The following is an 11,785-nucleotide window of genomic DNA, read 5'->3' as shown; positions in this document are numbered from 1 at the left end:
ACATCTCAGGAAGTCCGCATAGAGAAAGCCTTCTTTCGTTTAGGAAAGAAGGCTTTGTGTCATTATTTCATTTGATTGTTCATTGAACGCATCATCTGATTGATTTTCTTCTGTGAAGGCTTTTGGCCCATCTGCATCATCAATGTGCGCAACATTTGTTCGTTAATTGGCGGGTTTTTTTTCAAATAGTTCATCATGTACTTTCTTGCGATGAAGAAGCCTAGAGCTGCACCACCGACAAGAGTCAATAAAGCAATGATGATAACCCAAACGATCCCCAATGTCATGACTTCGTCTTCCTCCTTCGTGTTGTCTCCCATAACAGTATAGTAAAACGTTCTTTAGAATACAATAGTCGTTTCAATAAGACTATAGACCAAACGCTACTATAGGATCAACCGTCAATTTGAATAAGCAGTAACACCCTGAAATGGAGGATTATCTGCTATGACAGGTGACCGTAACAGAGACAACAATCATTCTTATGAATATTATATCACACAGAGCAGGGAAACCGAAAATGGTTATTCCTACGATCTCACTATTCAGCCAAAAAAGAAGCTGCCTCAGAAACAGGCAGCTTCTTTCTAGTTTATTTCATTAAGTTTTCCGCATGCTTGACTACGTTTTCTACTGTAAAACCATAGTTCTCAATCACAGTATTTCCTGGCGCAGAAGCACCGAACTTGTCAATTCCGATGACGGAACCATCAAGACCTACATAACGGTCCCAACCGAATGAAGCACCCATTTCAACTGCCAGACGTTTGCGGACAGAAGAAGGCAATACCTGTTCCTTGTATTCCTTAGGCTGAGCTTCGAAGCGATCGAAAGAAGGTACACTGACAACGCGGACGTCGTAACCATTCTTTTTCAATTCAGCTTGAGCTTCAACAATCAACTGCACCTCAGAACCTGAAGCAAGCAGGATCGCATCCGGCTCTTCTTTATCAGAATCGCTAAGGATGTATGCCCCTTTCTTCATTCCTTCATAGGCATGTTCCTCTGTACCTTTTAGAGTCGGTAAACCTTGACGTGTAAGAACGAGTGCTGTTGGAGTCGCTTCAGACTCTAAAGCAAGTCGCCATGCCGCATTGGTTTCGTTCCCATCCGCAGGACGGAGTACAGAAAGGTTTGGCATTGCACGAAGTGAAGCCAATTGTTCAACAGGTTCGTGAGTAGGACCATCTTCACCAACAGCAACAGAATCATGAGTGAAAACATAGTTCACCGGCAGGTTCTGCAGAGCGGATAGACGGACAGCTGGACGCAGGTAGTCACTGAAGACGAAGAATGTACCCGCATATACTTTAAGTCCACCATGAAGTCCCATTCCGTTTAAGGCAGCCGCCATGGCAAATTCACGAACACCGAACCAGATGTTTCGACCTGCGTAGTTGTTACGTGAGAAGTCCTCTTCATCTTTGACGGCCGTTTTGTTTGAACCTGCAAGGTCAGCACTACCACCAAAGAAGTTAGGGATCGCTTGAGAAAGAGCATTAATCGCATCACCGGATGCTGCGCGTGTAGCCGGGCTGTCTTCCCCTACCTGGTATGTTGGAAGGCTTTGATCCCAACCTTCAGGAAGTTCACCACGAATCGCACGCTCAAACTCTTCAGCAAGTTCAGGATGCGCCTCTTTGTACTGAGCCAATAGATTGTTCCAGGATTCTTCTTTATCCTGACCATTTTGCTGAACTTTATCTTTGAAGTCCTGATAAACTTCTTCAGGTACGTGGAACGGCTCATGTTCCCACTCATAGAACTGCTTCGCTGCTGTTACTTCCTCTTCACCTAGAGGAGCACCATGAGAAGCAGACTTACCAGACTTGTTAGGAGATCCATATCCAATGACCGTTTTCACTTCAATCATTGTGGGCTGATCAGTGTTTGCTTTAGCTTTCTCTAAGGCTTTCGCAACTTCTTCTGTATTCGTGCCATCCTCTACACGGATGACCTGCCACCCATAAGCTTCATATCGTTTTTCGACACTTTCGCTGAAGGAACGGTCAAGATCACCATCAAGAGAAATATCATTGGAATCATAAAGAACGATCAATTTACCAAGGCCAAGGTGACCGGCAAGAGAAGCAGATTCCTGTGATACTCCCTCCATCAAATCACCATCACCGCAAATTGTATATGTGTAATGGTCAACGACGTTGTAACCTTCACGATTATATTTCGCAGAAAGATGAGCTTCAGCCATCGCCATTCCGGTCGCCATTGCAATACCTTGTCCAAGGGGACCTGTAGTTGCTTCTACACCGTCTGTGTGACCAAACTCTGGGTGACCAGGGGTTTTGGAATCCCATTGACGGAACGACTTAAGGTCGTCCATCGTCACATTATAACCAGATAGGTGGAGCAGGCTGTAAAGAAGCATAGATCCGTGTCCAGCTGATAGGACGAAACGGTCACGGTCGAACCAGTTCGAGTTTTTTGGATTGTGATCCATGAACTGAGTCCATAGCGTATACGCCATCGGCGCTGCACCCATTGGCATCCCCGGGTGGCCGGAGTTTGCTTTTTCTACTGCATCGATTGTTAAAGTTCTAATCGTATTGATTGATGTTTGTTCAAGGCTGTTTGCCATGTTCAACATTCCCCTTTCTTTTCAGGTATATGTACCATGTATTATCCTATAATGAAAATCGTTTCGAAACAAGCTTTGTGCAAAATTTCGCACAGCCTCAGACCTAATTTCCCCCTTATCCAAGGAATTAAACAAGAAAAATCCGCATTCGAAATTTTATCGAATACGGACGAATGATCAGGATTAATTCTTTTTCTCGTTCTTTTGCATTTGACGAAGCTTTTCTGGAGTTACGTCATTCCCTTTCGGATCAATGACGGTCACACCTTTAAGCTGATTTTTGAAGGATGCACGGGCATTTTTCAAATATTCCTGGCGCAGCTTCTGCTGCTCTGCTTTTTCTTCCTTCGAGAGCTCTTCCTGCTTAGATTTATTAGCTAGTTCATTTATACGATTAATTTTTTCTTTTGATAACATAGATCCTTCTCCTTTACTCATAGTCTGGATCGTAAAAACATGAAAAAGACAAGAAATCCAAAGATCCTTGTCCGTATATCTAATATTATCGTGATTCTTCTTCTTTTTCAAGCGATAGGTACTCCTTGTATCTACGATGCACCGTAGCTTTTGATACGTCATATCCCAAACCTCTCAAAGTCGCTGCAATATCTTTGAAGGTCAAATCATTTTTCCTTAACCGAACAACCTCCTCAATGGGAAACTCGATTCTCTCACGTCCGGGTGCCTGATCACGATTGGATAAGTTGGCGGATGGATCATAGCCGCCCTCAACCGCTTTTCTCATCCCACGCCGTATTTTCATATTATGTATCTTCCTTTGGTATTCTTCTACGATGCCGACAATCTGTAAAACCATCGAATCCGATTCCGATAACTGGAGCTCCCCCTGGTTAGATAGGGAGTACACCTTGATCTCCAACCGGTTTAATTGATGGAATAAAGCAATCTTCGTATTTCCCCTGCCTAAGCGTGTTTCATCCTGTATCAATAAGGCATCCGCACGCCCGGAAGAAAAACATTCCAGCATGCGGAAAATCCCTTCACGTTCAATATCGTAACCACTAGCTTGCTCTTCAATACAATCAACAACTTCGAAATCATGACTGTCCGCCATGGATATCAATTCAGCTCTTTGTCGTTTTAATGAAGTCACTTGAGCTTCTTTTTCCGTACTTACTCTGCAATATAAAATCACTTTCAATGTATATGTTCCTCTCTCTTTCTCTATTATACAGCTGTGACCATAGAATAATAGAGAATGATAAAACTCACAATAAAAAGAATAATGTAGGTGTAATCCAGCTTAGATAATTTGTTAAACATTGATAACCCCTCCGTTTTCCTTAGAACGAACGTTCTTAAGAACCTGTGTTCGTGTTTGTTACTTCTCATTATATACGAACACAAGTTCTTGTCAATGGTTTTTTCGAACGCGTGTTTGTATTTTTGAAATATAAGTGGTACAATGTGGTTACTATAATCCTATGTACGAGGTGCTAATCTATGAGTAAACTTTCAAAGCGGCAGCAGGAAATACTAGATTTTATTAAAGAACAAGTTTTAGCAAAAGGATATCCACCATCCGTAAGGGAGATCGGCCAGTCCGTTGGTCTTGCTTCAAGTTCGACTGTGCATGGTCACTTATCCAGATTGGAGAAAAAAGGATACATCAGACGCGACCCGACCAAACCTCGTGCCATTGAAGTGATTGAATTAGAAGAAGATCACAGCATCCCAAGAAGTGAAGCTTCTTACGCTCCAGTAATCGGTAAAGTCACGGCGGGTTCACCGATTACTGCTGTTGAAAACATTGAAGAATATGTCCCTTTACCAGATACACTTGCAGGGTCGGATGACAACACATTCGTACTAATCGTACAGGGTGAAAGTATGATTGAGGCAGGAATTCTTGATGGAGATATGGTGATTGTGAGACAACAACAAACCGCCCAGAACGGTGACATCGTTGTCGCGATGACTGAAGACGAAGAAGCCACGGTGAAGCGTTTCTTCAAGGAAAGAAATCACGTTCGTTTGCAGCCTGAAAACGCAACAATGGAACCGATCCTGCTACAGGATGTATCCATTTTAGGGAAAGTCGTCGGCCTTTACAGGACCGTACACTAAAAGAAAGAGGCGAGTTAAATAAACTCGCCTCTTTCTTTATTTATATCAAGCCCTATGACTTTTACGGGAAAAGTTTTCACTTATTTTCGATCATAAAGAGAATCCTTCTTGAAACACAAAAAAACCCTTGAAGTAAACCACTTCAAGGGTTTTATATTTAATATGTCTGTAGATATTGTTCGCGTTCCCACGGATGAACCTGTGTGCGGAACATATCCCATTCGATTTCCTTCGCTTCAATGAAGTGTTCGAACAGGTGCTCGCCGAGAGCTTCTACCATGATTGGATCTTGATGCAGCTCTTCCAATGCATCATATAGAGTGGCTGGGAGATCTTTCACTCCGTGCGCTTCCCGTTCTTTTTTATCCATCACGTAAATGTTTCGGTCGACAGGAGCAGGTGCTTCCAGTTTATTTTCTACGCCATCAAGTCCAGCAGCAAGAAGGACCGCCATCGCCATGTATGGGTTCGCTGAAGGATCCACACTGCGGACTTCGATTCTTGTGCTCAACCCACGGGATGTCGGTACGCGTACGAGTGGACTACGGTTTTGACCGGACCATGCAACATAACATGGAGCCTCATAGCCTGGTACAAGACGCTTGTAAGAGTTGACGGTAGGATTTGTCACGGCTGTGAAGTTCGTTGCATGCTTGATGATGCCTGCTGTGAACTGGTAAGCGACTTCTGACAATTGTTCCTTCCCTTTCTCATCGAAGAAAGCATTTCCCTTTTCATTGAAAAGAGACATGTTCGCGTGCATACCCGATCCGTTTACACCGAACAATGGTTTAGGCATGAATGTTGCATGCAGACCATGTTGCCGTGCAATGGTTTTTACGACGAGTTTGAATGTTTGGATATCATCGCAATGCTTGACAGCATCTGCGTATTTGAAATCAATTTCGTGCTGACCTGGAGCTACTTCGTGGTGAGAGGCTTCGATTTCAAAGCCCATTTCCTCAAGCTCAAGGACAATATCGCGACGGCAGTTTTCACCAAGGTCGGTCGGTGCCAAGTCGAAATAGCCACCTTTATCATTCAACTCCATCGTCGGTTCGCCTTTTTCATCTAATTTAAATAGGAAAAATTCAGGTTCTGTACCAATGTTGAAAGCAGAAAAGCCGAGTTTCTCCATTTTTTTGATGTTACGCTTTAAATTGTAGCGCGGGCATCCTTCAAAAGGAGTTTGGTCTGGGTTGTAGATGTCACAGATGAATCGTGCGACCTTCCCTTTTTCTGAAGTCCAAGGGAAAACGACGAACGTATCCAGGTCTGGAACCAAATACATGTCAGACTCCTCGATACGAACGAATCCTTCAATGGAGGACCCGTCAAACATCATCATGCCATCAATAGCTTTATCCAACTGGCTTAGTGGGATTTCCACGTTTTTGATCGTACCAAGCATATCCGTAAACTGAAGGCGGATAAACTTGACGTTTTCCTCATCGATTTTTTTGTAGATTTCTTCTTTTGTTAAACCCATTGAATTTCTCCTCTCAACACAAAATTAATGGAAGAACCTCGACATTTCTCCCTGCCTGATTGCTAATTTACCTTGTCTTCCCGCTGTGAATAGTTCTCGTTGCAGCATACGACGAAGTTCTTTTTCGGTAAGTTCATTGTGTACTTCCTTCACTTGATCCTCATCATATACCTCATTATCTGGCTGATCATTCAGCTTCAGAACTTTCTTGATTCCGGCCATGTTCACACCTTGATCGATCAGGTCTTTTATTTCGAGAAGACGATCGACGTCATTGAATGAAAACATGCGACGGTTACCTTCTGAACGGGCCGGCTGTACCAGCTCGTGCTGTTCGTAGTACCGGATCTGCCGTGCAGTAAGGTCTGTCAAGGATTGAACAATCCCCATCGGGAATAACGGCATGGAACGACGAATTTCATCACTCATCGATGTGCCACCTCCCCATAAGAATGATACTTTAATTATACGTCACGAAAGGGATATGTCAACATATGTGAGGAATGTTCACACAATTTAACGCTGTTTTTTGAAAGGGTTACCATTCCCGTAGCTTCAGGCTTTGACCATACCCTCTTCGATTAATTGTTCCACTGCCTGTACGACAGCGATCTTAACATGGGCATAGGTCAATCCACCTTGGACGAAGGCAGTGTAAGGGGGGCGAATGGGACCATCAGCGGTCAATTCGAGGCTTGCGCCCTGAATGAAAGTCCCTGCAGCCATAATCACTTCGTCCTCATATCCCGGCATGGCGCTCGGTTCGGGTTTGAAATGGGAATTCACCGGAGATGCCTGCTGGATGGATTGGCAGAATCTGATCATTTGTTCAGCCGTTTTGAAGTTGACGGATTGAATTAAATCCGTTCGTTTCTTATTATAAGCAGGATTCGTGTCGAAACCATATTCACTTAAATATTTAGAAGTGAAAATAGCTCCTTTCAAAGCTTCCCCTACGACATGTGGGGCTAGAAAGATGCCCTGATACATCTCCTGAAGGCTATTTAAACTCGGCCCTGTTTCCTTCCCTAACCCAGGAGCAGTCAAGCGGTAGCTGCATTTTTCAATCAAGGATTTGCTCCCTGCAATGTAACCACCGACCCTAGCAATTCCACCTCCCGGGTTTTTAATTAACGAACCAGCAATCAGATCAGCGCCAACTTCAAGTGGTTCCTTCATTTCTACAAACTCTCCATAACAATTGTCAACAAAAATAATCACATCTTCTTTGATTTCACGGACGAACTGTATAATCGACTGTAACTCGTCAATGAGAAATGATGGACGATCTTCGTACCCTTTGGATCGTTGGATGGCTACCACCTTCGTTTTTTCACGCATAGCTTCTCGAATTCTATCATGGGAAAAAGACCCGTTCTCTTCTAAAGGAACCGTTTGGTAACTGATACCAAAATCACGTAAAGAACCTGTATCCTTATTTCCTCCAGAACCAATGACTTCTCTCAGGGTGTCATAGGGCTCTCCTGATATGTAAAGCAGTTCATCTCCAGGTCGCAGGACACCAAACAAGGCAGTCGTAATCGCATGCGTTCCGGATATGAGCTGAGGTCTGACAAGGGCATCTTCCGCTTCAAATATTTCTGCATACAATGCTTCAAGGGTGTCCCGCCCAAAGTCATCATATCCATATCCCGTCGTCGGATTAAAGTGAGAATCGCTGACCCTCAGTTTATGAAAGGCCTTCAAAACCTTTTGCTGATTGTATTCGACAATCTCTTCCACGTGATCATGTTGAGGCTTAATTTCTTTTGTTACGCGTTGCTTCAATTCTTGAATATTCATGATGAGTCCTCTTCCTATCTTGCAGTATTTCGTTGATTCAACGTTTTCATTTATAATATTTGGTGTTTCAATGGGTGCTCCGGATGGATGAAACCATGAAGAGCGTACCCCTCTTTTTCTTCAAAGAAATGAATGCTTGTAATCATGCTGTAAGCCTTGAATTGCTGGAGCCGTTTCCCTTCAGAAGCTGGTAAGAAAACGTCATACTCGTCCCACTCTTCCTTTAAAACCTCTTCTATTTTATGAAGAACCCTTTTACGATCAATCGGATCATGTACGCTCACTGTCAGCGAAGGGAAAGAGTGGGGAATGAAATCCTCCTTAAGGAGATCTTTCTTATTGTAAACGGTCAGAACTGGCAACTGGCCAGCCCCAAGTTCCTCCAATAACTTCAATACAGTCTTTTCCTGCTGCATATGATCAGGGTGTGAAGCATCAACCATATGAACAATAAAGTCTGCTTCTGTCACTTCTTCTAACGTAGATCGGAATGCTGCAATAAGTGTCGTTGGCAGGTCCTGAATAAATCCTACCGTATCGGAGAGAAGCGCCAAAAAGCCAGAAGGAAGGCTCATCTGTCTTGTCAAAGGATCGAGTGTAGCAAACAATAAATCCTCTTCAAAAGACTGGCTGTCCGTTACTCTGTTGAAGAAAGTCGATTTACCAGCATTCGTATAACCGACGATCGCTACTTGAAAGGCACGGTTTTCTTTTCTGCGTTTTCGATACTGCTCACGTTGTTTGACAACCGTATCCAGCCGCTTCTTAATATCATCAATTCTTCTTTGGATATGCCGGCGGTCGGTTTCCAGTTTGGTTTCACCTGGACCACGCGTACCAATTCCTCCACCTAACCGGGATAAGGCAGTCCCTTGACCAGAAAGCCGCGGAAGCAAATATTGCAATTGAGCAAGTTCCACTTGCAATTTACCTTCCTTTGTACGTGCCCGTCCTGCAAAAATGTCCAGGATCAGCTGACTTCTGTCGATGACGCGAACTCCGATTCTGTCCGATATATTTCTAAGCTGACCAGGTGATAACTCATCATTGAATATCACCAATTCAGCTTCAGATTCCTCTGCTGCTTCTTTTATTTCTTCCAGTTTGCCCTCACCTAAATATGTAGCCGGGTGAACCCGGTCACGCTTCTGAGTTATGATTTTGCATACTTCTCCATTAGCGGTCTCAGTAAGTGATTGTAGCTCCTCCAAAGAAGACTGAAACCGTTCTTCTTGTTCGAATGGTTCTTTCCTGGCAACCAACACGACCATTTCTTTTTCCATCTGTCTCTTCACCTACTCTTCCATCTGCCTGTATCTTTTTCATCATAACAGAAAATCGTTTCCTATGAATGTACGAGTGTTTAGAACACGTCTGTTTCTTTTAATGGAACATCAAAGTCTTCTGCTTGAAGGGTCATCAGTGCTTTTTTCTTCGGGTTCGCTGTGCTGATTACTCTCCAGGCATGCTTTCGAATGGCTTCTTCAATGAGGTTCCTTACATAGCGGGCATTCGAAAAATTCTCCTCACGTCTTGAGTACATGTATGCGAGATGCTGAAAAAGTTTCCGTTCCGCTTCTTTTGTTAAACAATATTCCCTTTCTTCAATCATTCCAAAAGCAATCTGTGTAAGTTCTCTAGCCGAATAATCCTTGAATGAAAGCTGGATGGGAAACCTGGAAGCGAGCCCTGGATTTAGGGTCAGAAAATCTTCCATCTCCTCAGGATATCCCGCAAGAATAATAATGCATTCATTATGATGATCTTCCATGCATTTCACTAACGTATCAATCGCTTCTTTTCCGAAATCCTTTTCTCCACCTCTCGCTAATGAATAGGCTTCATCAATAAAAAGGACGCCCCCCAATGCTTTATGAATAAGATCCTTCGTTTTTTGAGCCGTATGACCAATATATTCTCCTACAAGGTCGCTCCTATCCGCTTCAATGAATTGCCCTTTCTCAAGCACCCCTACATCGCGGAATAAAGCAGCAACCATTCGCGCGATGGTCGTTTTACCCGTACCGGGGTTTCCGTGAAAGACCATATGCAGAACTTGTGCATTCGACTTCAATCCTGCTTCTTCTCTCTTCTTTGAAACGAGCACCTGGGCATAAATTTCTTTGACCCTGGTCTTTAGATCATCCATTCCGATGATGGAAGAAAAAAATTCCTCAATTTTCAAAAAAGGAGACCCTGTCTGTTTGAGGGCAGCTGCTTTCCGATCAGGAATCGCTTTTTCTTTAGATTCATTTAACACAATATTGATCGTGCTGCTTGTTCTCGCTGTTTTCGCTTGGGGTTGCACATCAATCCCTCCTCATTCTTCTTCATCATACGCGGAGGTGAGGTTCCCTGTGACAAACGCCCAAAAGATGAACGCACAACATCATTTCCTTTATCCATGAAAGAAGCGGAGGCCTTAAAAAGGCCTCCGCTTCTTTCGGTTTCATAAACCATTCACACTATTCTTTATCCAATGAAACATTTTTTACAGGAGCAAATGTTGAAATGGCATGTTTAAAGATTAATTGCTGCTTTCCTTCTGTCTCCAGCAAGACAGTGAAATTGTCGAAGGCTTTGACGATGCCTCTCAATTGAAATCCATTGAGCAGAAAGACAGTCACCTGCATGCGTTCTTTCCTTAATTGATTCAAATAATTGTCCTGGATATTAACCGATTGGGCCATGGATCTTCCTCCTCTTTTCTATCTGTAATAATACGATTCTACGCATTAGTCTATCTTTCCTGCTAAATCGCCTAAAATTGTTTCAAATTTCTCCTTGTAGTTTGAAGGAGATACTTCATACCAATGGATTTCCATCTTGTTCTTGAAGTACGTGTACTGACGCTTCGCATAACGTCTGGAATTGCGTTTCAGCAACTCAACTGCTTCCTCCAGGGTACATGACCCTTCAAAGTAAGGAATCAATTCCTTATAACCGATGGCCTGCATCGATTGAACGTCCTGCAACCCCTGTTCATACAGAAGCTGTACCTCTTTTACCAAACCTTGTTGAATCATCTGATCGACCCTTTTATTGATACGTTCGTACAATAACTCACGGTCCATCTCCAGTCCAATTAAGATCGGGTTAAAAGGAGATTCATTCTGCTGCTGTTGGTGGCGGTCACTCATTATCCGTCCTGTTGTTTCATAAACTTCAAGCGCCCGCAGCACCCGCCTTTCATTATTCGGGTGAATTTTTTCTGCTTGTTCGGGATCAATTTCAACAAGGCGTTTGTACATATAATCTCTGCCTTTTTCTTTCCGCTCTTTTTCAAGCTTCTCCATGATGGCAGGATTCTTTTTTTGTTCAGAAAAGTGGAAATCAAAAAGTGTTGCTTGTATGTATAAGCCTGTCCCCCCTACTAAAACCGGCAGCTTCCCCCGCTCATGGATTTCACTGATTAAGGTCTGCACATTCTCCTGGAACTCAGCAACTGAAAACTTCTCATCAGGGTTTTTAAAATCAATCATATGATGCGGAATACCCTGCATCTCCTCTTTAGTTACCTTCGCTGTTCCAATATCCATCGTCCGGTAAATCTGCATGGAATCACCACTGATCACTTCGCCGTCAAAACGCTGAGCGATCTGGATCCCCAAATTCGATTTTCCGACTGCTGTTGGACCGACCACTGAGATCACCAATGGTTTCATACGCCCACCTCCTTCACACGTCTCTATTATACATGAATGGCTCTACAATCATACCTCAGGCAGGAAACTAACGCAATCCGTTACCATTACTAACGGTTTCCGTTACAAATATTCAAAATATTCGTTAGTCGTACTATCGCATTT

Annotated in this window: 13 protein-coding genes; 2 read left to right on the top strand and 11 right to left on the bottom strand. The window is 43.3% G+C overall.

What is annotated here, in order from left to right; translation table 11 throughout:
* Positions 1 to 62 precede the first annotated feature (62 nt).
* Entirely contained in the window at positions 63 to 287 is a 225-nt protein-coding gene (locus tag J0K78_RS01595; protein WP_035505139.1) for a YneF family protein, read from the bottom strand.
* 160 nt (positions 288 to 447) lie between these two features.
* Here J0K78_RS01595 and J0K78_RS01590 point away from each other — a divergent pair, with 160 nt between their 5' ends.
* Positions 448 to 591 carry a hypothetical protein gene (locus J0K78_RS01590; RefSeq protein ID WP_206945101.1) on the top strand — a complete coding sequence of 48 codons (144 nt, stop codon included), beginning with the start codon at positions 448 to 450 and terminating at the stop codon, positions 589 to 591.
* A gap of 1 nt (position 592) precedes the next feature.
* On the opposite strand, the gene tkt is transcribed toward J0K78_RS01590, so the two are convergent.
* From tkt to J0K78_RS01575, 3 genes are all read right to left on the bottom strand, one after another.
* Positions 593 to 2,596, bottom strand: a complete 2,004-nt coding sequence (gene tkt, locus J0K78_RS01585; protein ID WP_206945100.1) for a transketolase — start codon at positions 2,594 to 2,596, stop codon at positions 593 to 595.
* A gap of 183 nt (positions 2,597 to 2,779) precedes the next feature.
* Positions 2,780 to 3,013: a DUF896 domain-containing protein gene (locus J0K78_RS01580; protein ID WP_206945099.1), complete on the bottom strand. Its 234-nt coding sequence runs from the start codon at positions 3,011 to 3,013 to the stop codon at positions 2,780 to 2,782.
* A gap of 85 nt (positions 3,014 to 3,098) precedes the next feature.
* Complete coding sequence (locus J0K78_RS01575) at positions 3,099 to 3,758, bottom strand: YneB family resolvase-like protein (RefSeq protein ID WP_206945098.1); 660 nt, start codon at positions 3,756 to 3,758, stop codon at positions 3,099 to 3,101.
* Between the two features lie 302 nt (positions 3,759 to 4,060).
* On the opposite strand from J0K78_RS01575, the gene lexA reads away from it, so the two are divergent.
* Positions 4,061 to 4,684 carry a transcriptional repressor LexA gene (gene lexA, locus J0K78_RS01570; protein WP_206945097.1) on the top strand — a complete coding sequence of 208 codons (624 nt, stop codon included), beginning with the start codon at positions 4,061 to 4,063 and terminating at the stop codon, positions 4,682 to 4,684.
* A gap of 157 nt (positions 4,685 to 4,841) precedes the next feature.
* Here lexA and glnA read toward each other — a convergent pair whose 3' ends face one another.
* The 7 genes from glnA to miaA form a co-directional block, all read right to left on the bottom strand.
* A complete protein-coding gene (gene glnA, locus J0K78_RS01565) occupies positions 4,842 to 6,173 on the bottom strand; it encodes a type I glutamate--ammonia ligase (RefSeq protein WP_089652331.1) in 1,332 nt (443 codons plus the stop codon).
* 24 nt (positions 6,174 to 6,197) lie between these two features.
* The gene (locus tag J0K78_RS01560; protein ID WP_089652332.1) at positions 6,198 to 6,602 is read right to left on the bottom strand and encodes a MerR family transcriptional regulator; all 405 of its coding nucleotides are present in this window, start codon (positions 6,600 to 6,602) and stop codon (positions 6,198 to 6,200) included.
* Positions 6,603 to 6,728: 126 nt separating this feature from the next.
* Positions 6,729 to 7,976, bottom strand: a complete 1,248-nt coding sequence (locus J0K78_RS01555; RefSeq protein WP_206945096.1) for a methionine gamma-lyase family protein — start codon at positions 7,974 to 7,976, stop codon at positions 6,729 to 6,731.
* Positions 7,977 to 8,026: 50 nt separating this feature from the next.
* Positions 8,027 to 9,259, bottom strand: a complete 1,233-nt coding sequence (gene hflX, locus J0K78_RS01550; RefSeq protein WP_206945095.1) for a GTPase HflX — start codon at positions 9,257 to 9,259, stop codon at positions 8,027 to 8,029.
* Between the two features lie 80 nt (positions 9,260 to 9,339).
* The gene (locus J0K78_RS01545; RefSeq protein WP_206945094.1) at positions 9,340 to 10,284 is read right to left on the bottom strand and encodes an AAA family ATPase; all 945 of its coding nucleotides are present in this window, start codon (positions 10,282 to 10,284) and stop codon (positions 9,340 to 9,342) included.
* A gap of 157 nt (positions 10,285 to 10,441) precedes the next feature.
* Complete coding sequence (hfq, locus tag J0K78_RS01540) at positions 10,442 to 10,666, bottom strand: RNA chaperone Hfq (protein ID WP_089652336.1); 225 nt, start codon at positions 10,664 to 10,666, stop codon at positions 10,442 to 10,444.
* A 45-nt stretch (positions 10,667 to 10,711) separates the two neighbouring features.
* Positions 10,712 to 11,641, bottom strand: a complete 930-nt coding sequence (miaA, locus tag J0K78_RS01535) for a tRNA (adenosine(37)-N6)-dimethylallyltransferase MiaA (RefSeq protein WP_206945093.1) — start codon at positions 11,639 to 11,641, stop codon at positions 10,712 to 10,714.
* Positions 11,642 to 11,785: the final 144 nt, after the last annotated feature.

It is taken from the genome of Halobacillus sp. GSS1 (genome assembly GCF_017307035.1).
GTDB classification, from domain to species: Bacteria; Bacillota; Bacilli; order Bacillales; family Halobacillaceae; genus Halobacillus; species Halobacillus litoralis.
The sequence above is the reverse complement of the archived record's forward strand: the minus strand, read 5'-3'. Positions and strand labels throughout refer to the sequence as shown.

Bases quoted from the DNA above. Each gene is read 5' to 3' on its own strand.
- J0K78_RS01595 (WP_035505139.1), bottom strand. From the start codon at position 287: ATGACATTGGGGATCGTTTGGGTTATCATCATTGCTTTATTGACTCTT.
- J0K78_RS01590 (WP_206945101.1), top strand. From the start codon at position 448: ATGACAGGTGACCGTAACAGAGACAACAATCATTCTTATGAATATTAT.
- tkt (WP_206945100.1), bottom strand. From the start codon at position 2,596: ATGGCAAACAGCCTTGAACAAACATCAATCAATACGATTAGAACTTTA.
- J0K78_RS01580 (WP_206945099.1), bottom strand. From the start codon at position 3,013: ATGTTATCAAAAGAAAAAATTAATCGTATAAATGAACTAGCTAATAAA.
- lexA (WP_206945097.1), top strand. From the start codon at position 4,061: ATGAGTAAACTTTCAAAGCGGCAGCAGGAAATACTAGATTTTATTAAA.
- glnA (WP_089652331.1), bottom strand. From the start codon at position 6,173: ATGGGTTTAACAAAAGAAGAAATCTACAAAAAAATCGATGAGGAAAAC.
- J0K78_RS01560 (WP_089652332.1), bottom strand. From the start codon at position 6,602: ATGAGTGATGAAATTCGTCGTTCCATGCCGTTATTCCCGATGGGGATT.
- J0K78_RS01555 (WP_206945096.1), bottom strand. From the start codon at position 7,976: ATGAATATTCAAGAATTGAAGCAACGCGTAACAAAAGAAATTAAGCCT.
- hflX (WP_206945095.1), bottom strand. From the start codon at position 9,259: ATGGAAAAAGAAATGGTCGTGTTGGTTGCCAGGAAAGAACCATTCGAA.
- hfq (WP_089652336.1), bottom strand. From the start codon at position 10,666: ATGGCCCAATCGGTTAATATCCAGGACAATTATTTGAATCAATTAAGG.
- miaA (WP_206945093.1), bottom strand. From the start codon at position 11,641: ATGAAACCATTGGTGATCTCAGTGGTCGGTCCAACAGCAGTCGGAAAA.